22 protein-coding genes are annotated in these 23,449 nt (G+C 70.8%); 6 read left to right on the plus strand and 16 right to left on the minus strand.

Annotated features, from left to right (window positions below):
- Positions 1-4: 4 nt before the first annotated feature.
- From fdhF to B0I32_RS20410, 3 genes are read right to left on the minus strand one after another with little or no spacing between them, the layout of a single operon-like run.
- Positions 5-2,785: a formate dehydrogenase subunit alpha gene (gene fdhF, locus B0I32_RS20400; RefSeq protein WP_106241587.1), complete on the minus strand. Its 2,781-nt coding sequence runs from the start codon at positions 2,783-2,785 to the stop codon at positions 5-7.
- Positions 2,782-4,332 carry a formate dehydrogenase beta subunit gene (locus B0I32_RS20405; protein WP_106241589.1) on the minus strand — a complete coding sequence of 517 codons (1,551 nt, stop codon included), beginning with the start codon at positions 4,330-4,332 and terminating at the stop codon, positions 2,782-2,784. The genes fdhF and B0I32_RS20405 overlap by 4 nt, the downstream gene beginning before the upstream one ends.
- Complete coding sequence (locus tag B0I32_RS20410; protein WP_106241895.1) at positions 4,329-4,799, minus strand: formate dehydrogenase subunit gamma; 471 nt, start codon at positions 4,797-4,799, stop codon at positions 4,329-4,331. Before B0I32_RS20410 ends, B0I32_RS20405 begins: the two co-directional genes overlap by 4 nt.
- A 288-nt stretch (positions 4,800-5,087) precedes the next feature.
- On the opposite strand from B0I32_RS20410, the gene fdhD reads away from it, so the two are divergent.
- Positions 5,088-6,002: a formate dehydrogenase accessory sulfurtransferase FdhD gene (gene fdhD / locus B0I32_RS20415; RefSeq protein WP_245955927.1), complete on the plus strand. Its 915-nt coding sequence runs from the start codon at positions 5,088-5,090 to the stop codon at positions 6,000-6,002.
- On the opposite strand, the gene B0I32_RS20420 is transcribed toward fdhD, so the two are convergent.
- From B0I32_RS20420 to B0I32_RS20440, 5 genes are all read right to left on the minus strand, one after another.
- Positions 5,999-6,931, minus strand: coding sequence for a LysR family transcriptional regulator (locus B0I32_RS20420; protein ID WP_106241592.1), 933 nt, complete (start codon positions 6,929-6,931; stop codon positions 5,999-6,001). The genes fdhD and B0I32_RS20420 overlap by 4 nt on opposite strands.
- A 74-nt stretch (positions 6,932-7,005) precedes the next feature.
- A complete protein-coding gene (locus B0I32_RS20425; RefSeq protein ID WP_106241594.1) occupies positions 7,006-8,175 on the minus strand; it encodes a hypothetical protein in 1,170 nt (389 codons plus the stop codon).
- A 205-nt stretch (positions 8,176-8,380) separates the two neighbouring features.
- Positions 8,381-9,367: a GNAT family N-acetyltransferase gene (locus tag B0I32_RS20430; RefSeq protein ID WP_106241597.1), complete on the minus strand. Its 987-nt coding sequence runs from the start codon at positions 9,365-9,367 to the stop codon at positions 8,381-8,383.
- 356 nt (positions 9,368-9,723) lie between these two features.
- A complete protein-coding gene (locus B0I32_RS20435; protein ID WP_146178239.1) occupies positions 9,724-10,224 on the minus strand; it encodes a hypothetical protein in 501 nt (166 codons plus the stop codon).
- A gap of 141 nt (positions 10,225-10,365) precedes the next feature.
- On the minus strand, positions 10,366-11,307 hold the full coding sequence (locus tag B0I32_RS20440) for an SDR family NAD(P)-dependent oxidoreductase (RefSeq protein WP_106241603.1): 942 nt from the start codon (positions 11,305-11,307) through the stop codon (positions 10,366-10,368).
- A 102-nt stretch (positions 11,308-11,409) separates the two neighbouring features.
- Here B0I32_RS20440 and B0I32_RS20445 point away from each other — a divergent pair, with 102 nt between their 5' ends.
- The gene (locus B0I32_RS20445) at positions 11,410-12,255 is read left to right on the plus strand and encodes a helix-turn-helix transcriptional regulator (RefSeq protein WP_106241900.1); all 846 of its coding nucleotides are present in this window, start codon (positions 11,410-11,412) and stop codon (positions 12,253-12,255) included.
- A gap of 65 nt (positions 12,256-12,320) precedes the next feature.
- On the opposite strand, the gene B0I32_RS20450 is transcribed toward B0I32_RS20445, so the two are convergent.
- The 4 genes from B0I32_RS20450 to B0I32_RS20465 all read right to left on the minus strand — a co-directional run bounded on the left by B0I32_RS20450 (position 12,321) and on the right by B0I32_RS20465 (position 15,330).
- On the minus strand, positions 12,321-13,016 hold the full coding sequence (locus B0I32_RS20450; RefSeq protein WP_106241606.1) for a CTP synthase C-terminal region-related (seleno)protein: 696 nt from the start codon (positions 13,014-13,016) through the stop codon (positions 12,321-12,323).
- A 125-nt stretch (positions 13,017-13,141) separates the two neighbouring features.
- Positions 13,142-13,723: a hypothetical protein gene (locus B0I32_RS20455; protein ID WP_106241608.1), complete on the minus strand. Its 582-nt coding sequence runs from the start codon at positions 13,721-13,723 to the stop codon at positions 13,142-13,144.
- Positions 13,724-13,938: 215 nt separating this feature from the next.
- A complete protein-coding gene (locus B0I32_RS20460; protein WP_106241611.1) occupies positions 13,939-14,562 on the minus strand; it encodes an NADPH-dependent F420 reductase in 624 nt (207 codons plus the stop codon).
- Positions 14,563-14,595: 33 nt separating this feature from the next.
- Positions 14,596-15,330: an SDR family NAD(P)-dependent oxidoreductase gene (locus B0I32_RS20465; RefSeq protein WP_106241613.1), complete on the minus strand. Its 735-nt coding sequence runs from the start codon at positions 15,328-15,330 to the stop codon at positions 14,596-14,598.
- A 145-nt stretch (positions 15,331-15,475) separates the two neighbouring features.
- On the opposite strand from B0I32_RS20465, the gene B0I32_RS20470 reads away from it, so the two are divergent.
- Positions 15,476-16,060, plus strand: a complete 585-nt coding sequence (locus tag B0I32_RS20470; RefSeq protein WP_106241616.1) for a TetR/AcrR family transcriptional regulator — start codon at positions 15,476-15,478, stop codon at positions 16,058-16,060.
- A 67-nt stretch (positions 16,061-16,127) separates the two neighbouring features.
- Here B0I32_RS20470 and B0I32_RS20475 read toward each other — a convergent pair whose 3' ends face one another.
- On the minus strand, positions 16,128-16,598 hold the full coding sequence (locus tag B0I32_RS20475) for a MarR family winged helix-turn-helix transcriptional regulator (RefSeq protein ID WP_106241620.1): 471 nt from the start codon (positions 16,596-16,598) through the stop codon (positions 16,128-16,130).
- 149 nt (positions 16,599-16,747) lie between these two features.
- On the opposite strand from B0I32_RS20475, the gene B0I32_RS20480 reads away from it, so the two are divergent.
- The 3 genes from B0I32_RS20480 to B0I32_RS20490 all read left to right on the plus strand — a co-directional run bounded on the left by B0I32_RS20480 (position 16,748) and on the right by B0I32_RS20490 (position 19,270).
- Positions 16,748-17,371, plus strand: coding sequence for an NADPH-dependent F420 reductase (locus tag B0I32_RS20480; RefSeq protein WP_106241623.1), 624 nt, complete (start codon positions 16,748-16,750; stop codon positions 17,369-17,371).
- Between the two features lie 59 nt (positions 17,372-17,430).
- A complete protein-coding gene (locus B0I32_RS20485; protein WP_106241626.1) occupies positions 17,431-18,258 on the plus strand; it encodes a CPBP family intramembrane glutamic endopeptidase in 828 nt (275 codons plus the stop codon).
- Positions 18,259-18,328: 70 nt separating this feature from the next.
- Positions 18,329-19,270 carry an SDR family oxidoreductase gene (locus B0I32_RS20490; RefSeq protein WP_106241628.1) on the plus strand — a complete coding sequence of 314 codons (942 nt, stop codon included), beginning with the start codon at positions 18,329-18,331 and terminating at the stop codon, positions 19,268-19,270.
- 86 nt (positions 19,271-19,356) lie between these two features.
- Here B0I32_RS20490 and B0I32_RS20495 read toward each other — a convergent pair whose 3' ends face one another.
- The 3 genes from B0I32_RS20495 to gad all read right to left on the minus strand — a co-directional run bounded on the left by B0I32_RS20495 (position 19,357) and on the right by gad (position 23,310).
- Positions 19,357-20,523: an epoxide hydrolase family protein gene (locus tag B0I32_RS20495; protein ID WP_181307587.1), complete on the minus strand. Its 1,167-nt coding sequence runs from the start codon at positions 20,521-20,523 to the stop codon at positions 19,357-19,359.
- A gap of 184 nt (positions 20,524-20,707) precedes the next feature.
- A complete protein-coding gene (locus B0I32_RS20500) occupies positions 20,708-21,892 on the minus strand; it encodes a cytochrome P450 (RefSeq protein WP_106241631.1) in 1,185 nt (394 codons plus the stop codon).
- A 5-nt stretch (positions 21,893-21,897) separates the two neighbouring features.
- Entirely contained in the window at positions 21,898-23,310 is a 1,413-nt protein-coding gene (gene gad / locus B0I32_RS20505; protein ID WP_106241634.1) for a glutamate decarboxylase, read from the minus strand.
- Between the last annotated feature and the right edge of the window lie 139 nt (positions 23,311-23,449).

Here is a 23,449-nt window from a genome sequence, read left to right on the forward strand (position 1 = left end):
GTGCTCACACCATCCCCGCCGGGGCCGGGTGCCGGAGCGTCACCTGGACCGCGGTCACCTTGTACTCGGGACAGTTGGTCGCCCAGTCGGAGTTCTCCGTGGTGACGACGTTCGCGCCGGTCACCGGGTGGTGGAACGTCGTGTAGACGACCCCGACCGGCATCCGGTCGTCGATCTTCACCCGGAGGCCGGTCTCCCCGACCCGGCTGGTCAGCGCGACGGTGTCGCCGTCGCGGATGCCGCGCACCTCGGCGTCGTGCGGGTGCATCTCCAGCACGTCCTCGGGATGCCAGGCGGTGTTGCCGGTACGCCGGGTCTGGGCGCCCACGTTGTACTGCGACAGGATGCGCCCGGTCGTCAGGATCAACGGGAACTTGCGGGTGCTGCGTTCCTGGGTAGGCACGTAGTCGGTGAGCACGAACCGGCCCCTGCCGCGGACGAACCCGTCGATGTGCATGATCGGGGTGCCTTCCGGCGCCGCGTCGTCGCACGGCCACTGGACGCTGCCGACCTGGTCGAGCTTGGCGAACGACACCCCGGCGAAGGTGGGGGTGGTCATCGCGATCTCGTCCATGATCTGCGCGGAGTCGTCGTACTTCATCGGGTAGCCCATCGCCTGCGCGATCTCGCAGACGATCTCCCACTCGTGCTTGCCGCTCTTCGGCGCCATCACCGGGCGGACCCGGTTGATCCGGCGCTCGGCGTTGGTGAACGTGCCGTTCTTCTCTAGGAACGAGGTGCCCGGCAGGAAGACGTGCGCGAACTTCGAGGTCTCGTTGAGGAACAGGTCCTGCACGACCACCAGCTCCATCGCCGACAGGGCGGCGCTGACGTGCTTGGTGTTCGGGTCGGACTGGGCGATGTCCTCGCCCTGCACGAACAGGCCCAGGAACGTGCCGTCGATCGCGGCGTCGAACATGTTGGGGATGCGCAGGCCCGGCTCGGGGTCGAGCACCCGGCCCCACAGCGTCTCGAACGTGCCGCGTACGACGTCGTCGGAGACGTGCCGGTAGCCGGGCAGTTCGTGCGGGAACGAGCCCATGTCGCACGAGCCCTGCACGTTGTTCTGGCCGCGCAGCGGGTTGACCCCGACGCCCTCGCGGCCGATGTTGCCGGTGGCCATGGCCAGGTTCGCCATGCCCATCACCATGGTGGAGCCCTGGCTGTGCTCGGTGACGCCGAGGCCGTACATGATGGTGGCGTTGCCCGCGCTCGCGTACAGGCGGGTCGCCGCCCGCAGCTCGGCGGCGGGGACGCCGGTGATCTCCTCGACCGCCTCGGGACTGTGCTCGGGGGCGGAGATGAACCGCTCCCAATCGGCGAAGTCCTCGCAGCGCTCCGCGACGAACTCCCGGTCCACCAGGCCCTCGGTCACCACGACGTGGCTCATGGCGTTGATCAGCGCCACGTTGGTGCCGGGCCGCACCCGCAGGTGGTGCTCGGCCTGGACGTGCGGGGACTTGACCAGGTCGATCCGGCGCGGATCGGCGACGATGATCTTGGCCCCCTGGCGCAGCCGGCGCTTGATCCGCGAGGCGAACACCGGGTGGGCGTCGGTCGGGTTGGCCCCTATGAGCAGGATGACGTCGGCCTTCTCCACGGACTTGAAGTCCTGGGTGCCGGCCGACGTGCCGTACGTCTGCTTGAGTCCGTAGCCGGTCGGTGAGTGGCAGACGCGGGCGCAGGTGTCGACGTTGTTGTTGCCGAAGGCGGCGCGGACCATCTTCTGCACGACGTACACCTCCTCGTTCGTGCACCGGGAGGAGCTGATGCCGCCGATCGCGCCGGCGCCGTGCCCGGCCTGGATCTCCAGCATCCGGCGGGCGACGTGGCCGATGGCCTCCTCCCACTCCACCTCCCGCCAGGGGTCGGTGATCCGCTCGCGCACCATCGGCTTGAGCTGCCGGTCGGGGTGCGAGGCGTAGCCGAAGGCGAACCGGCCCTTGACGCAGGAGTGTCCCTCGTTGGCCTTGCCGTCCTTGTACGGCACCATGCGCACGACCTCGTCCCCGCGCAGCTCCGCCTTGAACGAGCAGCCCACGCCGCAGTAGGCGCAGGTGGTGAGCACGGTGCGGTTCGGCATGCCGAGCTCGACCACGGACCGCTCCTGCAGCGTCGAGGTCGGGCAGGCCTGCACGCAGGCGCCGCAGGAGACGCAGTCGGACTCCATGAACGTGCCGCCGGCGCCGGCCGCGACCTTCGAGTCGAATCCGCGCCCCTCGATCGTCAGGGCGAACGTGCCCTGCACCTCGCCGCAGGCGCGCACGCAGCGCGAGCAGGCGATGCACTTGCTCGCGTCGAAGTCGAAGTAGGGGTTGGTGCTGTCGGTCGGCAGGTCGAGGTGGTTCTCGCCGTCGAAGCCGTAGCGGACCTCGCGCAGGCCGACCTGTCCCGCCATGTCCTGCAGCTCGCAGTCGCCGTTGGCGGGACAGGTCAGGCAGTCCAGCGGGTGGTCGGAGATGTACAGCTCCATGACGCCGCGGCGCAGCTCCGCCAGCTCCGGCGTCTGGGTGCGTACCTTCATCCCCTCGGCCACCGGGGTGGTGCACGACGCCGGCGAGCCCTTGCGGCCGTCGATGTCCACCAGGCACATGCGGCACGAGCCGAAGGGCTCCAGGCTGTCGGTCGCGCACAGCTTGGGGATGTCGATGCCGCACTCGGACGCGGCGCGCATCACCGAGGTCCCCTCCGGGACCCGTACCCGCTTGCCGTCGATCTCCACGGCCACGGTCGCCTCGCCCGAGCGCGCCGGAGTGCCGTAGTCCTGCTCCTTGATCAGGCTCATCGCCGTTCCTCCGTCGTCGCTCCGAAGTCGCCGGGGAAGTGGGTGAGGGCGCTGCGCACCGGCATCGGCGTCAGACCGCCCATCGCGCAGAGGGACCCCTCGGTCATCAGGTGGCACAGGTCGTCGAGCAGCTTCAGGTCGCGGGTCCTGTCCCGGCCCGCGACGATGCGGTCGATGACCTCGACGCCGCGCACCGCGCCGATCCGGCACGGGGTGCACTTGCCGCACGACTCGGCGGCGCAGAACTCCATCGCGAACCTGGCCTGCGCCGCCATGTCCACGGTGTCGTCGAACACCACCACGCCGCCGTGGCCGACCATCGCCTCCGCCGCCGCGAACGCCTCGTAGTCCATCGGCAGGTCGAACCTGGACGTCGGCAGGTAGGCGCCGAGCGGCCCGCCGACCTGCACGGCGCGCACCGGCCGGCCCGATCGGGTGCCGCCGCCGTACCCCTCCACCAGCTCGCCGAGGGTGACGCCGAAGGCGGTCTCCACGATGCCGCCGCGGGCGACGTTCCCGCCGAGCTGGAAGACCTGGGTGCCGCGTGAGCGGCCCACCCCGAGCCCGGCGAACGCCGCCGCGCCGGCAGCCATGATCATCGGCACCGAGCCCAGGGTGAGCACGTTGTTGACCACGGTGGGCCGGCCGAACAGGCCCTCCAGGGCCGGGATCGGCGGTTTGGCGCGGACCATGCCGCGCTTGCCCTCCAGGCTCTCCAGCATGGAGGTCTCCTCGCCGCAGATGTACGCCCCGCCGCCCACCCGGACGAACAGGTCGAAACCGAAGTCACGGTCGAGGACCCGCTTGCCGAGCCAGCCCCGCTCGTAGGCGGCGTCGATCGCGGTACGCAGCGTCGCCACGGCATCGGGATATTCCGAGCGGACGTAGACGTACCCCTCGCTCGCCCCGACCGCCCAGGCGGCGATCGCCATCCCCTCGATGAGGGTGAACGGGTCGCCCTCCATCAGCATCCGGTCGGCGAAGGTGCCGCTGTCGCCCTCGTCGGCGTTGCAGCAGACGAACTTGAGCTCCGACGCGGCGCCGAGCACGGTCTTCCACTTGATGCCCGCGGGGAAGCCCGCGCCGCCACGGCCGCGCAGCCCGGAGTCGGTGACCTCGGCCACCACCTGCTCGGGGGTGAGGGACAGGGCGCGGGTCAGCCCGGCCAGCCCGCCGTGGGCGACGTAGTCGTCAGGGGAGAGCGGGTCGACCACGCCGACCCGGGCGAACGTCACCCGCGTCTGGTCGCGCAGCCACGGGATCTCCTCGGCCGGGCCGAGGCGCAGGGGGTGCTCGGCGCCGTCCAGCAGTCCCGCGGCGAGCAGGCCGTCCACGTCGTCCGGGCGCACCGGTCCGTACGCCACCCGCCCGGCCGGGGTCGCCACCTCGACCAGCGGTTCCAGCCACAACATGCCGCGGGACCCGTTCCGCACGACGCGGACGCCTGGCCCCGCCGTCTCGGCGATGCGCTCGGCGACCTGGTCGGCGCCGACGGAACGGGCGGCCGAGTCGCGCGGGACGTACACGGTCGTCGGCTCGCTCGTCACGCGGCGCCCTCCAGGAGGCGGTCGAGCTGCTGCGCCCCCACCCGGCCGTACAGCCGGTCGCCCACCTGGACGGACGGGCCGAGCGCGCAGTTGCCGAGGCAGAAGACCTGCTCCAGCGTGATCGCGCCGTCCGGCGTGGTCTCCCCGAGTCCGACGCCGGTCCGGCTCTTCGCCCGCTCGACCAGCTCGTCCCCGCCCACCGCCTGGCACGCCTCCGCCCGGCAGATCCGGACCTTCGTCCGGCCGGGCGGCGTCTGCCGGAAGTCATGATAAAAGGTGACAACGCCGTGTACGTCGGCTCTCGACAGGTTCAACTCGTCGGCCAGAATCGGGATCGCCGCCGGATCGATGTGGCCCAGCTCTTCCATGAGGCTGTGCAGGACGGGCAACAGCGCGCCCCGGTCGTCACGGTGCCGCGCGACGACCGAGCGCACCTGATCTGCAAAAGACAGCGCCGGCGACGTCATGACCAGCCTTTCGGTCGGGGGGATCTCCCTGCACGGTCGTTCATCCGCGGGCGGGGCGTCCAATCGTTTCTTTCTCTCATCCGATAGGCGGCTTCTATCAGGGCAGGCCGCTGAGGTCCGGTCGGCGGCGTCGGGCGCGCGACGGGTAATCGCCCAGCTCGCGGTCTTGATCGGCCGCCGGAACGGGGTATCTCATGGATCTGAACGTTCGCGGAACGCCGCAGGCCGTCGCCGTCCTGCCGTGCAGCCCCCGGCCGATGCCGGGTGTTTTCCTGAGCAGGAGTGACGATGACGTACGAGGAGACCGCGCGACTCCCGGCACACGGCGTGCGGCCGGCCGGTCCGCGCAGTCGGGTCGGCGCGGTGAAGGCGCGCCCGGGGCCGACCACCCCGATGCGGATCAGGCAGCTGTCCGGCTCGACGGCCAGGGACCGCCGCGACGACCTGGCCACGGAGGAGCCGCTGGAGATCCGCGTGTCCGCCCCTGACGGCTCGCGCCGGACGGTGGCCATCACCATGCGGACGCCGGGGCACGACTTCGAGCTGGCGGCCGGGTTCATGAGCGGGGAAGGGCTGGCGGGGGCGGGGGACATCGCCGCGATCGCGTACTGCACCGACGACGACCTCCCGCCCGAGGCCCGCTACAACACGGTCACCGTGCACCTGAGGGGGCCCGTCCCCGACCTGCCCGCGCTCGACCGGCACTTCCTCACCTCCAGCGCGTGCGGCGTGTGCGGCTCGGCCAGCCTCGAATCGCTGCACGACCGCTGCCGCCCCCTCCCTCGGGGCGAGCTGCGGCTCACCGCCGGCCTGCTGTACGGGCTGCCCGGCGCGTTGCGCGCCGCCCAGGGCGGGTTCGGCAAGACGGGCGGCCTGCACGCCGCCGGGCTGTTCACGGCCTCGGGCACGCTCGTGGCGGCGCGGGAGGACGTCGGCCGGCACAACGCCGTCGACAAACTGGTCGGGTGGGCGGCGATGAGCGACCGGCTGCCGCTGAGCGACCACGTGCTCATGGTCAGCGGCCGGGCCAGCTACGAGATCATGCAGAAGGCCCTGTCGGCGGGCATCCCGGCGGTGTGCGCGGTGTCGGCGCCGTCGTCCCTGGCGGTCGATCTGGCCAGGGAGTTCGGCATCACGCTGGTGGGCTTCCTGCGCGACGAGCGCTGCAACGTCTACGCGGGCGGGGAGCGGGTCGCCGGCTAGGTCAGGTGCTGGGCGGCGAGCCGGTCGAACACCTCACGCAGGTCGAGGTCGCGGGCGACGTCCAGCACGGCACCGGCGATCACCGACTCCGGCCTCGAACCGGCCAGCACGAGCCCGACCCGCGGCTCCCGGGCGGGCCGCTCCAGCCGGACGACCCGCATCCCCTCGGGCACGCCGAACATGTGCAGCCACGCATGGGAGATGACGCTCGACCAGCGGTGGGTGGCCACGTGCGCGAACAGCGCCGAGACGGTGTCGGTCTCGATCGCCGGCACCGCCACCGCGCCGGCGTGCCGGAAGTTGGCGTCCAGGATCCGGCGGTTGCGCATCTCGGGGGCCAGCAGGGCCAGCGGCAGCGCGGCCACCTCGGCCCACCGGGCCACCTGCCGGTCCGCCAGCTCGCCGTCGGCCGGGGTGAGCAGCAGGTAACGCTCCTGGTAGAGCGGGCTGACGCGTACCTCGCCCCAGTCTTCCTCCTCGTCGTCATCGAGGTACGTCATCGCCATGTCGATCTCGAACTCGGTCAGCCGGCGGGCGATCTCCCGTGACGACAAAGAGGTCAGCAGCACTCGTACGTGCGGATAACGCTCGCAGAACGGCGTGGTCAGCAGTGAGGCGGCGGTCAGCGCGGTCGGGATCGCGCCCATCCGCAGCGTGCCGGACAGCCCTTCGCGCATGCGGGACAGGTCCTGGCGCAGGGAGTCGACGTCGGCGAGGATGCGGTGCGCCCAGAGCAGCACCCGCTCGCCCTCCGGGGTCAGCCCCGCGAACCGCTGCCCGCGCCGGATCAGCGGCACGTTCAGCTCGCGTTCCAGCTTACGGATGGCCGCCGACAAGGACGGCTGGGAGACGTGGCAGGCCGCGGCGGCACGGGCGAAATGGCGCTCCCTGGCCAGGACCACCAGGTACTCCAACTGGCGCAACAGCACGCTAAAGGATCGCCCACGCGCCCTCGCCGCGTCCATCCCCGATCTTCGGGGAGAACGGGATGAGCTGCGGCCGGCTACTCGGTCGTGAGGCCCGCGTCGTTGAGCCGTTTCATCAGGCTGGGCTTGCCCTGGTGCCGTTCGCGCAGGTGGGCGAGGCGCTGGGCGAAGACGCCGGCGTGCTCGTCACGGATGGCCAGGATGCGCAGGTCACGCAGGAGTTGCACGGCCTGGTCGTATTCGCGGGGTTTCTTCGTGCCGATGGAGTCCTCCACCCGGCCCCACGCCGCTTCGAGGTCTTGAGCGAGCCGGTTGAGGTGGAGCTCCTGTTCCCGCCGCCGCTCCTGCTCGCGCCGTTCCCGCTCTTCGGCGCGCCGGGCCGCCTCCTGATGCTCACGGCCGTGACGGCGGGCGGCGGCACCGTCCAGCAGTTCGGCGACCGTCCGTTCCGTCCCCGGCTCCGTCTCCTGGTCGGTGCCGCCGCCATCGAACTCCCGCAGCAACTCCCACCGCACCTTCGCGCCGTCGTCCTCGACGACCCGGAGCAGCAGCGCGTTCTTCCGCTTGGCGGGCAGAGCGCCGATCCAGACGGCCAGCGCCTTGCGATCATGTTGTACGGGCCGCGCCGGCGGGCTGGCCTCGGCGGCGGCCGCGAGCAGGTCGTCGTCCAGCCGCAGGAAATCGGCCAGAGCCCGTTGCGGCGCGCTGAGCGAGCCCAGCCCCGGTGGGACGGGCGGCTCCAGCACGTCCTCCTCCTCGTAGTCGAAGGCGTCCTCGTCGCGCTCCCACGTCCCGTATGCCGACAACCAGGCCAGATAGAGCGGCCGCAGATCACCGGCGGCCAGTTCGGCGCGGATGCCGGCGATCGCCGACAGCGAGCGCTCGACGTCGTCCTCGGAGGACTCCTCCTCCTCGCTGGTGAAGTCGAGGATGAGGTGCTCCCCACTGGTCCAGGCGCTCACCTGCTCGCCCACGCAGTACCGCTCGGCCAGCTCGGGATCGAGCACGGCTTCAGGGAGCCGCACCATGACCCGGTGGGTGCCCCAGCCGGCCAGATAGAGGTGGGCGTCGTAGTAACGCTCCACCATGCGGGACGGGTCGCCGCGGAAGTCGCCCCAGTGGTACTCGTTGGTGAAGCTGGTGGCGGTGATCTGCGCCCGGGTGGACAGCGCCCGCACTTCGGCCTGCTGCCGGCCGGTGAGCGGCCGGTCGATCGCCAGGAACTCGTAGTACTGGTATTCGCTCACACCCTCACCCGGCCGATCGCCTGCTCGCTGATCTCGACCAGATGATCATCAGGGGGCCGACGAGTCACACCAGCACCATACCCCGATGATCACCCCCGGACAGAGAGAACGCCGGACTGTCAGGCCCACGCGGCCGCCTCCGGATCACCGCCGACGATCAGCAGATGGCCGCGACACGCCCCATGCGGCTCTCCACTCCGATACATCAGACACCTCCACCCGCGTCGAAGGGCCGGCGGTACCGGATGTGTTCGTTGCGGCGTTGGAACCCCACGCTCTCGTAGAGGTCGTAGGAGCGGTGGGGATTGGTGGTGCTGGTGGTCAGGCGGGCGCTCGACGCCCCCTGCGCGCGCAGGCCGCGTAGACCTTCCAGCAGCAGGGCCCGTCCGACGCCCAGGCGTCGCCATTCCGCCCGGACGCAGAGCTCCTCGATCACGGCCGGCGAGTGATCGGGCGGGCGGAGGGAGCACAGGACCACGCCGGCCATGCGTTCGCCGTCCCACGCGGCGTACCGGCGGCCGGGCTTGGCCAGTTCCGCGCGGAAGCCCTGGTAGGACCACGGCTCGACGAAGGGATTGTGCGCGTAGGAGTCGACGACCACCTGCCAGGCGGCGCGGTGGTGGTGCGGTTCGACGGCGGCGAGGGTGATGCCGGGTGGCGGTGGCGGGCCGGGTGCGGTGAGTCGCCGCAGATCGGGAAATTCCAGCTCCATCAGCCGGAAAGCCTGGCGATATCCGGCCTCCAGCAGCAGCGCCGTCGCCTCGGTCGCTGATGCGGCGGCGTTCGCACCGAACACGGCCGTGGCCGCGGTTCCGTGTCGCCGGACGAGCGCGCGAATGTGCTCTTCGGCCCAGGTCAGCATCGCCGAGCCGATGCCGAGACCGCGATGCCCGGGCAGGACGTGACCGAGATGGAGATACACCCACGTCCCGTCCGACTCCTGCCACCGGGTGACCGCCGTGTGGCCCACGACGTCCGCACCGCGTACCACGAGGATCTGGTCCTCGGTGGGATCGTCGAGCGAGGCGGAGAAGCGGGCGATCTGGGCGGCCGTCGGGACGCCTTCCACGATCGAACGGGAATCGATGCCGTCTCGCGCGGCACAGCCCGCGCGCAGGGTGGCGATCGCGGCGTGGTCCTCGTCGCCCTGGTACGTACGGGAGGCATAGCCGGTGGGGAGGGGGCCGTGCATGTCTTCGCCCTCTCGGTCGCGCGGAAGGCCTACGGTCGCGGAGTCGCGGACACTCCTGATCGTAATGGTCCGGCGCGGACACGAGACTCTGGGCTTTCCGCGTACGGGCGGGCGTTCGGTGGTCAGGCTCTCAGGCGCCGCAGCTCCTCCAGGATCAAGCCGGCCGTTTCGTGCTCTGCCGACTCCTTGGGTGTCGCCTTCACGATCTGCCGGGCCAGCCGTTGCGCGGCGTCCGCGTGCCCGGCGGCGCCGGTGTGCCGGAAAGCCGCCAGGTGCGTCCGGCTCAGGTCCAGGGCGAGTTCGGGCAGGTTGTGATCCCCTTGCGGGGTGGCCGTGGCGGAGGGCGGGTCAGGGCGTCAGCACATGACCCAGGTGGCCGACTTCGACCGCCGCTGCGGCGAGGTGAGCTGGAAGACGACCTTGTGCGCGGTGCCCAGGTCCATCGTGACCTGCTTCTTGGAGCCGAAGTAGTCGCTCCGCCCGTACGACGGCAGCTTCCTTTTGCCCTTCTTGAAGACCTTGCCGTCCACGATCCACCGGTAGGAGAACCTGGCTCCCGGCTTGGGCCCGTCCAGGCCGATGCCGAAGCTCACCGGGCCCGAGTAACACGTGACCCCGTCCTGGTTGATCCTGGACGCGCCGGCGACCCGTACGTAGGCGAGGGAGAACGAGCCGGCCGCCGCGGCGGACCGGGCGGCCACCGGCCGCGGGGCGGCCTGCGCCGTCGCGGGAGCACTTCCGACGAGGACACCGGCTGCCACGGAAGCGGCGACCGCGGTGGAGATGAGCGGGAACCGTGGCTTCCGGCGAGGGGCGGCCGGGGAAGCTTCTGTGCCCAGGGTTTCTACGTTCGGCATGAAGAGAGCGGCTCCTGTTGCGGTGGAGATGATTTGCCGCACCCTAGCGTGATCTTGTGTGGTTTGGACCCGTTCCGAGCGAATAGTCGCACCATGGTGCATTGCCGGGGCATCTGGCGGCACGTACCCGAGCGAGAGCACTTACTGATGCGACGCTCCCGCGCGTTCCAGTAGTTCCATGGTCGCCTCCCACAGGCGCCGCTCCCGGTCGCGGTCGTGGGCGACCGGCCGCACCTCGGTCAGCCTGGTCTTCACCACGAACGCGCCCTCACGCAGATGCGCCCACGCGTCGTCGAGGGCCACCGCGGCCAGCAGCGGCCCCGAGCGTATTGGCGTCGACACGCCGGGCACCCGGCCCAGGGCGCGGCTCATCGCCTGAACCGCCTCAGGAGCGCCACGGCCGAGCGCGGTGCCGGGCATCCAGCCCGGTTCGAACACCGACACGTTGATCCCGGCGCCGGCGCGACGCTGCAGCTCATGGGCGTAGTACAGGATCGCCAGCTTGGCGTTGGAGTAGGCGACGCCGGACGCGGCCATGCCCGAGGCCCGCTCGCCGGTGGCGGGGCGGGCGAGCTCGATCGGATCGGCCCACCTGGCCCCGGGCACGCCCAGCAGCCTGCGCCAGATGTTGGCGTGGTAGGTGTTCGAGCCGAGCAGGACGACCCGCGCGGGGGCCGTGAACGAACGCAGCAGGTCGCCGATGAGCTGGGCGTGGGCGAGGTGGTTGACGGCGAAGGTCAGCTCGTAGCCGTCGTGCGAGGCCCGCCGGGTGTCGGCCGACATGGTGCCGGCGTTGGCGACCAGCGCGCGCAGCGGCCGTACGTCGCCGGCGGCGAGCAGGCCGCGCACGGTGGCCGCGGCGGCACGGACGTCGGCCAGGCGCGACAGGTCGCAGCCGATCTCGCGGACGGCGGCGCCGCGCGCGCGGGCCTCGTCGGCGACCGCCGTCAGGTCCCGTCCGGCCCGGCCGACCAGCAGCAGGTCGGGTCGCCGGCCGTCCGGGCGGCCGGCCATGGCCAGCACGGCGTGACGGCCCAGGTTGCGGGTGGGGCCGGTGATCAGCACGGTTCCAGGTTCGGTCATGGCCCGAGCCTGTGGGAACGGGCCGGCCGCGACCAGTCGTCAGGTTGTCGTAGGAAAGCCAGGGCCAGGACAACCCGTACGGATGCCCGCAGAATGGACAGCGTGGAAACGTGGGAGTTCGGCCCGACGGTGCGCCGCTGGCGCGACCGGCTGGCACCCGAGGCCGTCGGCGTGCAGGTGGGCCGCAGACGCCGGGCCGGCGGGCTGCGCCGCGAGGAGTTGGCCGCGCTGGCCGGCATCTCGGCCGACTACCTGACCCGCCTTGAGCAGGGGCGCGCGGCCGCGCCGTCGGCGCAGGTCGTGGAGTCGCTGGCGCGAGCGCTGCGCCTGTCCGACCCCGAACGCGACCTGCTCTACCGCCTGGCCGGGCAGATCGCGCCCGGCCCGGACATCGTGCCGTCGCGGGTCCCCCCGAGCGTGCAACGGCTGCTCGACCGGCTCTCGCACACCCCGGTCGTCGTGTACGACGCCAGTTGGACCCTCGTGCTGGCCAACGCACCCTACGACGCGCTCATGGGCGAGACGACCACCTGGCGCGGCCTGGAACGCAACGCCGTCTGGCGCAACGTCGCCCGGCTGCCCTCGCGGGTCGCGCACACCCCGCGGGAGCAGTCCGAGCACGAAGCCCGGCTCGTGGCCGACCTGCGCCTGACGGCCTCGCGCTACCCCGCCGACCGCACCCTGCGCCGCCTGATCACCGACCTGGCCGCCGGCAGCCCGCGCTTCACCGAACTCTGGGACGCCGAGACACCGCCACCCCTGGCCGACCCGTCCCGGCAGAAGACCGTCGACCATCCGGAGGTCGGCCCGATCACCCTCGACTGCGACACGCTGTTCGTCGCCCTGGACGACCTGCGCGTCACCGTCTACACCGCCGAGCCCGGCACCGAGGACGCCGACCGCCTGGCCCTCGCCATCGTCCTCGGCACCCAGTCACTCCAGCTCTGACGGGCGGGCCGCCATCGAGGTGGACGGCCCTGCCGGGAGTCGTCGGCGCCCTTTCGCGGTGGAGGTCACAGCGCCGCGCGCAGCAGGCCCACGACCAGCGGGTGCGGGGTCTCGGGGCGGGAGCGGGCCTGCGGCACGAACAGGGTGGCCACGTAGAAGGGGTGGCCGGGAATCTCCAGCACCCGGGCCTCGCCGTCGGCGTCCACGCCGGTGACGGCGAAGCCGCCGTCGTGCAGGGTGTCCCGCCGGCTGGGGTCGAGGCCGAAGTTGCAGTAGTACTCCTCCTCGACCTCGGTGCGTCCGTACAGGGCGGCCACCCGGGTGCCGGTGACCAGGGCGACGGGCATGGTCTTGCCGGCCAGTGAGCAGGTCAGTTCCGACACGAACAGGGTGGAGGCGTACGGGTCGTACTCCGCGTGCTGGGCGTCCTTTATGCCGAGCACGTGGCGGGCGTACTCGATGATCATGTGCTGGCAGCCGCCGCACGTCCCCAGGGTGGGGACGCCGTGCTCGCGGCCGTGCCGGAGTGCGGCGAGGGCGCCGCGCAGGCTGCGGTACGGGCTGCCGGGCGCGCACCACGACACGTCGGCGGCCTCGACCTCGGCCAGGTCGGATTCGAGCGGTTCCGTGGCCAGCCAGCGGACGTCCACCCCGACGCCCAGGTGCGCGGCAGCGTGCCGCAGCGCGTCGTCGGTGGCCACGTGCGTGGGAGCGGCGGGGTCGTGGTCGCCGATGACCGCCACGCGCAGAGATCGTTCCATGGCCTCAGTATGCGACGTGCCGGCACGTCAGGCCGGGCCTTATATCGGCTGACAGTGGCTCTCAGAGGGCGTTCGATGCCGGGGTGGCCCGGAGGTGAGGTCCTTCGGGCCACCCGGGTTCAGGCTCAGGAGGTCGGATCGTCGGGCGCCTCTTCGATCGAGGACACCTCGGTCGAGGGCACCAGGGTCTCGGTGCCGTCCGGCGCTATGGCGACCCGGGGTGAGCCGGTGAGGTTCCAGACGTAGTCGCCCTTGCCGTCGTTGTTGATGTTGTAGATGATCCTCCCGTCGGCGGTCCATCCGCCGTTGAGAGACGAGCTGTAGTACGCCAGGCAGTCCCACATCTGGCCCTCGGAGTCGCTGATGTTGTTGAGATCGCTCGTCCAGTTGCACTGCTCGTTCGCGTAGACGGTGTCGTTGCGCTCGACGCGTACCTCGGCGACGAACTTGTCGAACCGCTTGCCGGCCAGGAACGACCCGGACCAGTTGATGCTGAGCATGGCCGTCTTCTGATTGTTGCCCGACCCCCTGGTGTAGATGCACATTTCGGCGCCCACCCACACGTCCGGCTTGCCGGGCAGCGAGAAGGTCTTCTCCTGCGGCGAGGAACAGGCGGACGCCGCCCACGCACCGGTCGTGGGGGTGACGGTGAGGCTGGCGATGAAGAGCGTGCCGATGGCGGCAACCCGCCCAATCGTCCGGACCATGAAGCCCTACCCTTCTCGGAGGCCGCGCGTCGGGCGACCACGTTGATCATCTGCCCGAAAGGTAGATCAACAAGAGAGACCCCGCCAGACCCGATTCTTCACTGGAACGAACCATTTCCCGATGGATTCTCTGGGAACGATGCAGAGGCTCGAACGGCCCTCCGGCGTCGCCGTCGGTCGCCCGGAACGGGCTCCTTCCGGTGACCCGGGTGTGCTCAGCCGGGAAGTTCGGTGACGCCGAGGGAGAAGTCGAAGTTCCCCACCCCGTGGTTGGCCAGGCCCATCGTGAGCGCGCCCGCTCCTTCCAGCCAGTGCGCCATCTTCAGGCCGCCGACGTCCAGCGGACGCAGCCCGAGGCTCTCGACGAACGTCTCCACACGTGCCTTGGCCCGCGCGTCGTCGCCGGCGATGAAGACGTCGGGCCGGCCCTGCTCCAGGACGTGACGGAAGATGGTGTTGAACGCCTTCACCACGCCGGCGCCGGCCGGGGCCGCCTCGGCGACTTCCTGCGCGGTCGAGGTTTCGCCGCGGTGGTTCAGCCCGTCGAACGTGGCGTTGAAGGAGTTGCTGATGTCGACGATGACCTTGCCCGCCAGAGCGTCTCCGTACTGGGCGACGGCCGGCACGACACCCTCGTGCAGCAGGGCCAGGATGACGACGTCGCCGGCTGGAGCGGTGCCCCATCTGCCCGTCGTGGCGCCGCCGCCGAGCGCCTTGGCCAGGGCGTCGGCCTTGGCCTGATCGCGGCCCATGACCTCGACGGTGTTGCCGCCCGCCACCGCCCGCGCGCCGAGGGTGCGGGCCATGTTGCCGGTGCCGATGATGGTGATGCTGCTCATGAGATGTCCTGTCGTGGTGGTGGGTGGTTCGGTTCAGATGGCGGTGGTGCCGCCGTCGGCGACGAGCTCCATGCCGTTGACGTAGCTGGAGTCGTCGGAGGCGAGGAAGAGCGCGGCGGCGGCGATTTCCTCGGGGCGGCCCATCTGGCCACGGGGGATGAGCGACTCGAACTGGCGCTTGGTGGCCTCGTCGAAGAGCTCTTCCTGCTTGGCGGTGGCGACCTGGCCGGGGGTCAGGACGTTGACGCGGATGCGCCGGTCCTTGAGCTCGTTGAGCCAGACGCGGGCCCAGGCCTGGTGGACGGCCTTGCTGCCGGCGTAGACGCTCCAGCCGGGGAAGGCGCCGAGGGAGGCGTTGGAGCCGGTCATGAGGATGGAGCCGCCGTCGTTGAAGAGCGGGAGGGCCTTCTGGACGGTGAACAGGGTGCCGCGGGCGTTGAGCCAGAACGCGTCGTGGAAGTGGGCCTCGGTGATCTGCCCGAGCGGGGCGGGCGCGCCCATGCCGGCGCTGGCCCACAGCACGTCGATGCTGCCCTTCTCCCGTTTGACGGTGTCGTACAGGCGGTCCAGGTCGTCCAGGTCGGCGGCGTCGCCCTGGACGCCGGTGACGTTGCGGCCGATGTGCCGTACGGCCTCGTCCAGGGCGTCCTGGCGGCGGCCGGTGATGAAGACGTGCGCTCCCTCGGCGACGAACAGCTTCGCGCCGGCCAGTGCCAGGCCGGTGGTGCCGCCGGTGATGACCGCTACCTTGCCGTCGAGCTTTCCCATGGTCTCTCCCAGAGGTCGGTGGTGCCGTGGCGCGCTTGGGGTGACGGCGTTATGTAAACAGGTCTGTGTTCTTAAGCTAGCCGCCGGGCGGCGAGGGCGCAACTATGTACACCGGTCGTTACCCAACTCGGGTAGCATGGGGCTCATGACGGAGTTGGAGAAAGGCCCCACGGGCCGCCGCCGCGGCCGGGGCGCCCGCGAGCGCATCCTCAGCGCGTCCCAGCAGCTGTTTCGCGAGCAGGGCATCAACCGCACCGGCATGGACCAGCTCTGCGTGGCGGCCCAGGTGTCCAAGCGCACGGCCTACCAGCACTTCGCCGGCAAGGACGAACTCGTCGCCGAGTACCTGCGCCGGTTCGACCCCTCCGTTCTGCCCGGCGTGTTCGACCGCACCGACCTCACGCCCCGCGAACGGCTCCTCGCCGCCTTCGACATCCCGCCCGCCACGCCCTTGTGCCCCTACATCGGCGCCGCCGTCGAACTCCACGACCCCCAGCACCCCGCGTCGCAGTACGCGCGCGACTACAAGAAGGCCGTCGCCGCCCGGCTCGCCGACACCGCCCGCGAGGCCGGCGCCGTCGACCCTGAGCAGCTCGGCGAACAGCTCGCCCTGCTCCTCGACGGCGCCGCGGCCCGCACCCGGGTCCTCAACGCCGACGCCTTCCCCACGGCCGCCGCCATCGCCGCCGTCCTCATCGACAACGCCATCCCCGCCACGGCCGGCGACTGAGCCTGCGGGAGACCGCCGAGCGGCTCGCCACCGTCGCGCGGATGGCCATGAGGCCCGGGGTCGGGTGTCACTGCTCGCGTTCCAGCGCCGCCAGCCGTTCGCCTACCTTGTCGCCGATGGTGACGAGCACGGCCATCTCCGCCGCGGTCAGATGATCGATGAGTACGTCGCGGACGTCGGCCACGTGCTGCGGAGCCGCGACCTTGATCAGGTCACTGCCCCGGGGAGTGATGACGACTACCGCCCCCCGCTGGTCGCTGGGGCACCGCTCACGGGACACCAGGCCGCGATTCTGCATCCGGCCCAGGTGCTGCGACAGGCGGCTCTTCTCCCAGCGCAACAGCCGGCCTAGCTCGAACGACCTCAGCCGGCCTTCGGGTGTCTCAGAGAGATGGGCCAGGACCTGGTAGTCGGCGGAGGACAGTCCGTACCGGTTGCGCAGCTGCCGTTCGAGGAACTCCGACAGCCCGTCCTGCATCTTCATCAGGCTGCGCCAGGCCTGCTGTTCTCGCTCGTCCAACCACCGCGGCTCGGTCACGCACGTCACTTTACCGTCTGGTTGACATGTTAACCAAGTGCCGCGTACGTTCTGGTTCACAGGTTAACCAAATGGGGTGTCGAGCCCACAGCCGTTGACGACGGCGGTGGGCATGGCGTCCTCTCCAGCTCCAGAAAGCAGGCACACCCATGAGCAGCGTCAGCATCATCGGTCTGGGGAGTATGGGCCGCGCCATCGGCGCCCGCGCGGTCGAGGGCGGCCACGCCGTCCAGGTCGTCGGTCGCGACGTGGCCAAGGCCGAGGACCTGGCCGCCGCGCTCGGCGGCGGGGCCACGGTCGGGACGTTCGGCGCCGTCCCGTCCGGCGACATCGTCGTCCTGGCCGTGCCGTACGCCAGCGCCGTGCAGGTCGTCGCCCACTACGGGGACGCACTGGCCGGCAAGTTCATCATCGACATCTCCAACACGTTCAACGCCGACGCCACCGGGCTCGTCATCCCTGAAGGCACGTCCGGTGCGCAGGAGATCGCCAAGGCAGTCCCGGCGAGCGCGCACGTCGTGAAGGCGTTCAACACGGTCTTCGGCCACGTGCTGGCCCAGGGGCGTCCGTTGGACGTGTTCCTCGCCGGCGACGACGCGCGGGTCAAGGCCGACGTGTCGGCGTTCATCGAGAGCCTCGGACTGCGCTCGCTCGATGTCGGCGGCCTGGAGATGGCCCGCTGGCTGGAAGGAGTCGGGCCGCTGCTGATGGGCCTGGCCCGCAACGGCGCGGGGACCTTCGACATCGCCCTCGGCGTCGACCTCCCCGGCTGAGCGCACCCCTGCAAGCAGCCCGCGGCGCTCCCGCCGCGGATCCTCACGAAGGAGTCATCGTGCGTCTCATATGGCAGCTCTTGGCGGTTGTGGCGGTCTGGATCCCCGGCAGTCTGGGCACCGCGGCGATGAAGGACGACCCCTGGCCGGCGCTCGTCGCCGGCCTGCTGACGGCCGTCGTCGCGGTCCTGGTCTACGGCTGGGTGGTGCGGCGCACCGAGCACCGGGCCCCTGTCGAGGTGTCGTTGGAGGGAGCAGGCGCGGGGATCAGCTGGGGCACGCTGCTCGGCATCGCGCTGTTCGGGGCGGTCATCGCGAACATCGCCTTCTTAGGCGATTACACGATCAACGGCCTGGGCACGCCGGCGAGCGCCGTCGGCCTGCTCGGCATCATGGCGGGTGCCGCCGTGACCGAGGAGCTGGTCTTCCGCGGTGTCCTGTTCCGGAACGTCGAGCACTGGACCGGAACCTGGATCGCGCTCGTCCTGACCGGCTCGCTGTTCGGCCTGATCCACCTGCTCAACGCGAACGCCACCCTGTGGGGCGCCATCGCCATCGCCATCGAAGCAGGCGGGATGCTGACCGCCGCGTACATCGCCACCCGCAAGCTGTGGGTGCCGATCGGTCTGCACTTCGGCTGGAACATCGCCGCGAGCGCCGTCTTCAGCACCAAGGTGTCCGGCAGCAACACCCCGCAGGGCCTGCTGGACGCGACCATGTCGGGTCCCGCGCTGGTCACGGGCGGCGACTTCGGACCGGAGGGCAGTGTGTACGCCGTGGTGTTCGGCGTGGTGGCCACCGTCGTGTTCATGTGGCTGGCACACCGGCGTGGTCACGTGGTCCCCGTCCGCCGCTCGGCCCGGGCGGACGTCGGTACTTCTGCCTGAGCGGGCCCTTCTGCCTGAGCGCGCCCGCACCACCACTTCTCGCGCCACATCAATCACAAGGATCATCAGCATGCGCGTTTTCGTCACTGGCGGGACCGGCCATTCCGGTTCGTACATCATCCCCGAGCTCATCGCCGCGGGGCACGAGGTCACCGGCCTGGCCCGATCGGACACGGCCGCGGCGGCGCTGTCCGCGCTCGGCGCGAAGGTGCGCCGCGGTGACCTCCAGGATCTCGACGGGCTCAAGGAGGCGGTCGCGGACTCCGACGGCGTCATCCACGTCGCGCACCGGCAGGACCTGCTTCCCTCCGGCGGGATCCACGCCGTGGCCGCCGCCGAGCTCCCGATCATGCTCGCCTACGGGGAGGCACTCGCGCAAACCGGAAAGCCGCTGGTCGCGGCGGGGAGCATCGGCTCGCCCGGGCAGGGATTCCTGGGCCGGACGGCCACCGAGGAGGACCCGGCCCTGCCCAGTGGCGATGAGCACAAGGGCACCCTGCGGGCTCGAAACATCGTGGAAACCACCGTAATCGGCCTCGCCGAGCAAGGCGTGCGGTCCTCGGTCGTGCGGATCGCCAACATCGCGCACAGCACCACCGACCGTGCCGGATTCCTCCCCACGCTGATCGCGCTCGCGAAGGAGAAGGGCTTCGTCGGCTATCCCGGAGACGGCGCGAACCTGTGGAACGCCGTGCACGCCCGCGATGCCGCCTCCTTGTTCCGCCTGGCGCTGGAGAAGGGGCCGGCCGGCCGATATTGGCACGCGGTCGGGGACGGGGCCGTCCCGTTCCGCGAGATCGCCGAGGCCATCGGCAGCCGTCTGGGCCTGCCCGCCGTGAGCGTTCCGGTGGACGAACTGATGGTGCCGGGATACTTCGGGTTTCTCGCCAACATCGTCACGCAGAACTACCCGGCGTCCAACCTCATCACCCGCCGGACGCTCGGCTGGGAGCCCGTCCAGCCCAGCCTGCTCGCCGATCTGGACAACGGCCACTACTTCTCCGCCGGCTGACGGCAGGACCCAGGCAGGCCATCCGCGCGGCACCGGCCGTCGCAACGCGGTCATCTTCGGCGTGCCCGTCGACCGCTGCCGGAGGTTCAGGCATCGGATCGAGGGGCTGACCGTGCGGAAGGACGGTGGGCGCGGAAGAACTCGATGATGTCGTGGGCCAGCAGGTCGGGTTCTTCGTGGGCGGCGAAGTGGCCACCGCGCGGCATGTGCGTGTAGCGCGTGATGTTGTAGGTGCGCTCGGCCCAGCTCCGCGGGGGCCGGCTCAGGTCGGCGGGGAACAGGGCGACCGCTGTGGGCACGCTCACCCGCTCCACGCGCCTGGTCAGGCCGTGGACGTACTCGTAGTAGGGCCTGAACGAGGTGGAGATCGTGCCGGTGAACCAGTAGAGGGACGCCTGCGTGAGGATGAAGTCGTCACTGAAGCGCGAGGACAGATCGCCTCCGCTGTCGGACCAGGCCCGGTACTTCTCCACGATCCAGGCGAGCAGCCCGGCGGGCGAGTCGGCCAGGCCAGGGGCCAGGGTGAGGGGACGGGTGCTCTGCTGGTGCTGGTAGCCGCCTTCCTCCGCCTGCCAGGCCGCCACGGAGGCGAGGTGGTCCTGCTCCTGCGGGGTGAGGCCGTCCGGGTCGTAGGCGGACGGGGGCGCCACGGCCAGCAGGTGGATGCCGGCCAGCGCCTCGGGGTGGGCCTCGGCGAGCCGTGAGGTGACGCCGGCGCCCAGGTCTCCGCCGTGTGCCGCGTACCGCTCGAAGCCGAGTTCGTCGCGCATCAGCCGGTGCCAGAGGTCGTGCGTCTGCTCCGCGCCGGTGAGTGCGGGCCGCTGGGGCGAGAAGGCGAATCCGGGCAGTGAGGGGACGATCACGGTGAAGGCGTCCGCTGCCGCCCCGCCGTACCGGGAGGGGGTGGCCAGCCGGTCGGCGAGGGGGACGAGTTCGAGAAAGGAACTGGGCCAGCCGTGCGTGATGATGATCGGCAACGCGTCCGGGTGCTCGCCGTCGAAGCGGAGATAGTGCACCGGCGTCCCGTCGAGGTCCGCGAAATGTGACGGGAGGGCGTTGACGGCGGCCTCGTGAGCCCGCCAGTCGTAGCCGGAGGCCCAGTAGGCGACGAGGCGGCGGAGCTCCACGGCGTCGGTACCGGCCTCCCAGCCGTTCACCGGCCAGGGCCGGGGCCATCGCGTGGACGTCAACCGAGCGCGGAGCTCGTTCAGTTCCGCGTCACCGACCGCGATCACGGGTGCGCTGTTCGGCATGGGCTCTCCTCGCTGTGCTGCGTACGCGGCCCTCACCTCAGCCGCGGTCTCGCGCCGCCGCGAATCACCTGCGGCAACCGGGCGGCCCGCCTGGTGAGCGACGGACGCGATCGTCGTCCACAGCGTTCATCCTTACCGGAGGCCCGGCGCCGAACACATGACAGAGAGGGAGACGACCGGCGATTCAGCTCCCTCGGGCCGGATCGCCGATGCGGACATGCAGGTTCGTCAGCACGCGGAACTTCCAGCCGTGCAGGTCATGCGGCCTCCCGGGGTCCAAGGAGAGCCGTGGGTGTTGCTCGATCAACACGTCCAGCAGGGCCCCGATGATGGCGCCGACGACCGGGGCGGCGAGGCAGGCGTGGCGGGAGTACCCGAGGCCCAGGTTGGGGAAGGGAATCCGGTTGATGTCGAAGGTGTCCGGGTCGGTGAAGACGCCCTCGTCCCGGCTTGCCGAGGCGATGACCGCCATGACGGTCGCTCCGGCGGGGATCATCTGCCCGGCGAGGAGCACGTCTTTGGTCGCGCGGCGGCTGAGCGCGCCGTTCGGTGACAGCCAGCGCAGCGTTTCGTGCACGGCCTTGCGGATCAGGCGCGGATCTTCGCGGACGGCCCGCATCTGCGCGGGGTGCTGGAGCAGCGCGAGCAGCGTGAGCCCGGCGCCGGCCGCCGGTTCCAGGAACGCCGAGAGGATCTCGATGAAGGTGGGCACGACGTGCTCGGCGGATCGGACGGTATCGGGCGGGCAGCCGCTGTGGAGCAGCTGCGACAGGACCGAGCCGTCGGGCCGGTCCGCGGTCTTGCGGACGCAGGGCTCGATCGTCCGGCGGATCTCGGCGGCGGTGGCCATCGCCCGTTCGTGTACGGCCGGGTCCGCCGTGAAGTTGCTCATCCCGGCGGTGAGGTCGCGGGCCCAGCGCATGAGCGCGTCGGTGTCCACGTCCGGCAGGCCGATGAAACGGGCGAGGGCGACGCTCGCGGCGGGCTCGAAGTAGCCGGACATCAACTCGTCCCGGCCGCCGAGCCCGCCGGCGTACGGCAGTGCGGCCTCGCGGGTGAGTGTGGTGGCCCGTTCGATGCGTTCGGGGGCGAATCGCGTGTCCACGGCGGCGCGCAGCTCGGCGTGGGCGTCACCCTCGACCTTGAGCACGGACCGCTCCCCGAAGATCTGCGTGGCCATCGAGGGGAAGGCACTGGTGAACGACTCGCCGGCACTGAGGACCTGGCGCACGTCATCCCAGCGGGTGACCATCCACAGGCCGAGCTTCGGCAGCAGGACGACCGGCGCCTCGCGGCGCAGCCTGGCGAAGATCGGATAAGGGTCACTGACGAGCTGGTCGAAGGTGATGGACGCGGCGAAGTCGTTCATCGGCCTCACCCTCCCGTCGGCACACCGGGCTGCTCGGCGGCCGCCTCGTCGCCGCCGTGGCGAGGGCGCGGGACCGGATTGCCGCGCAGATACTCCACCTCCGTGCGCAGGTTCGCCAGCAGCTTGGCGGCGGTGTCCTGGCTGAAGCCGTTGCGGATGACGAAGCGGATGACGGCTATGTGCTCCAGGTCAGGCGGCAGATAGTACGTCGGGGCCTGCCAGCCGTGCATCTTCAGCCGGGCGGCCAGGTCGAAGACGGTGAAACCGTCGTAGCCGGGGGCGGTCCGCACGGCGAGCACCGGCAGCTCCGAGCCGTCGGCGATGAGCGAGAGCTCGGGAAGTTTCGCGATCTCCGCACCGAGGTAGGTCGCCACGTCCCGGCAGGTCTGCTGGACGGCCTGGTAGCCCTCGAAGCCGAGCCGCAGGAAGTTGTAGTACTGCGCGACGACCGGGGCGCCGGAGCGGGAGAAGTTGAGCGTGAAGGTGTCCATGTTGCCGCCGAGCAGGTCGCAGGAGAGCACCAGGTCCTGCGGCAGGGCGTCCGGCTCCTGCCAGACGATCCAGCCGACGCCGGGGTAGACCAGGCCGAACTTGTGCCCCGAGGTGTTGATCGACTGCACCCGGGGCAGCCGGAAGTCCCACACCATGTCGGGTTCCAGGAACGGGGTGATGAAGCCGCCCACGGCCGCGTCCACGTGCAGCGGGATCCTCAGCCCGCGCTCGGCCTCCAGCCGGTCCAGCTCGGCCGACATCTGCTCGATCGGGTCGTACTTGCCGCATTGCGTGGAGCCGAGCACGCCGATGACGCCGATGGTGTTCTCGTCGCAGAACTCGGCGAGCCGGGCCGGGTTCAGGGTGAAGGCGGGCTCCTCGATCGGTATCCAGCGCGGCTCGACGTCCCAGTACTGGCAGAACTTCGGCCAGCAGGTGTGGACGGCGGTGCCCATCACGAGGTTGGGGTTGGCGGTGGGCAGCCCGGCCGCCCGGCGCCGCTCGCGCCACTGGAACTTCATCGCCAGCGCGCCGAGCATGGCCGCCTCGCTGGAGCCGCCCGTGGAGCAGCCGACGCTGGCGCCGTTCGGGTCGCCCCACAGGTGATCGAGGATGTTGACACAGCGCGCCTCGATGTCGGCCGTCTGCGGGTACTGGTCGTGGTCGACGAGGTTGCGGTCGAGGGTCTCGGCGATGAGCTCGCGGGCCTGGGGTTCCATCCAGGTCGTGCAGAACGTGGCCAGGTTGAGCCGGGCGTTGCCGTCGAGCAGGAGTTCGTCGCGGATGAGCGCCTGGGCCGCCGTGGGACTCATCGGGCCGGCCGGCATCTTGAACCGGGGCACGCCCCCGTCCGGCACCAGCCCGTTGTAAAGGGGATTGACATCGAGTGATTCTTGCCACCGGTCGGATTCGACTCGCCTGAGCATGAGCTTCACCCCTCGCAAGAGCGTTTGGCCACGTCAAACACTTACGGTAGGCAAATGATTACCAAGAGTCAATGCTGTGGCCGGGGATCCCCGAGCGGGGCAGACGCTCCTTCGCGGCTCATGACGCCTCCCGTACCGG

The sequence above is a fragment of the Nonomuraea fuscirosea genome, from assembly GCF_003001935.1.
Lineage (GTDB): Bacteria > Actinomycetota > Actinomycetes > Streptosporangiales > Streptosporangiaceae > Nonomuraea > Nonomuraea fuscirosea.

Excerpts from the sequence above, each read along its gene's own strand:
- B0I32_RS20460 (WP_106241611.1), bottom strand. The coding sequence starts at position 14,562 with ATGAGCAGCATCACCATCATCGGCACCGGCAACATGGCCCGCACCCTC.
- B0I32_RS20490 (WP_106241628.1), top strand. The coding sequence starts at position 18,329 with ATGCGCGTTTTCGTCACTGGCGGGACCGGCCATTCCGGTTCGTACATC.
- B0I32_RS20435 (WP_146178239.1), bottom strand. The coding sequence starts at position 10,224 with ATGCCGAACGTAGAAACCCTGGGCACAGAAGCTTCCCCGGCCGCCCCT.
- fdhF (WP_106241587.1), bottom strand. The coding sequence starts at position 2,785 with ATGAGCCTGATCAAGGAGCAGGACTACGGCACTCCGGCGCGCTCGGGC.
- B0I32_RS20470 (WP_106241616.1), top strand. The coding sequence starts at position 15,476 with ATGACGGAGTTGGAGAAAGGCCCCACGGGCCGCCGCCGCGGCCGGGGC.
- gad (WP_106241634.1), bottom strand. The coding sequence starts at position 23,310 with ATGCTCAGGCGAGTCGAATCCGACCGGTGGCAAGAATCACTCGATGTC.
- B0I32_RS20495 (WP_181307587.1), bottom strand. The coding sequence starts at position 20,523 with ATGCCGAACAGCGCACCCGTGATCGCGGTCGGTGACGCGGAACTGAAC.
- B0I32_RS20455 (WP_106241608.1), bottom strand. The coding sequence starts at position 13,723 with ATGGTCCGGACGATTGGGCGGGTTGCCGCCATCGGCACGCTCTTCATC.
- B0I32_RS20430 (WP_106241597.1), bottom strand. The coding sequence starts at position 9,367 with ATGCACGGCCCCCTCCCCACCGGCTATGCCTCCCGTACGTACCAGGGC.
- B0I32_RS20450 (WP_106241606.1), bottom strand. The coding sequence starts at position 13,016 with ATGGAACGATCTCTGCGCGTGGCGGTCATCGGCGACCACGACCCCGCC.
- B0I32_RS20465 (WP_106241613.1), bottom strand. The coding sequence starts at position 15,330 with ATGGGAAAGCTCGACGGCAAGGTAGCGGTCATCACCGGCGGCACCACC.
- fdhD (WP_245955927.1), top strand. The coding sequence starts at position 5,088 with ATGACGTACGAGGAGACCGCGCGACTCCCGGCACACGGCGTGCGGCCG.
- B0I32_RS20440 (WP_106241603.1), bottom strand. The coding sequence starts at position 11,307 with ATGACCGAACCTGGAACCGTGCTGATCACCGGCCCCACCCGCAACCTG.
- B0I32_RS20500 (WP_106241631.1), bottom strand. The coding sequence starts at position 21,892 with ATGAACGACTTCGCCGCGTCCATCACCTTCGACCAGCTCGTCAGTGAC.
- B0I32_RS20410 (WP_106241895.1), bottom strand. The coding sequence starts at position 4,799 with ATGACGTCGCCGGCGCTGTCTTTTGCAGATCAGGTGCGCTCGGTCGTC.
- B0I32_RS20480 (WP_106241623.1), top strand. The coding sequence starts at position 16,748 with ATGAGCAGCGTCAGCATCATCGGTCTGGGGAGTATGGGCCGCGCCATC.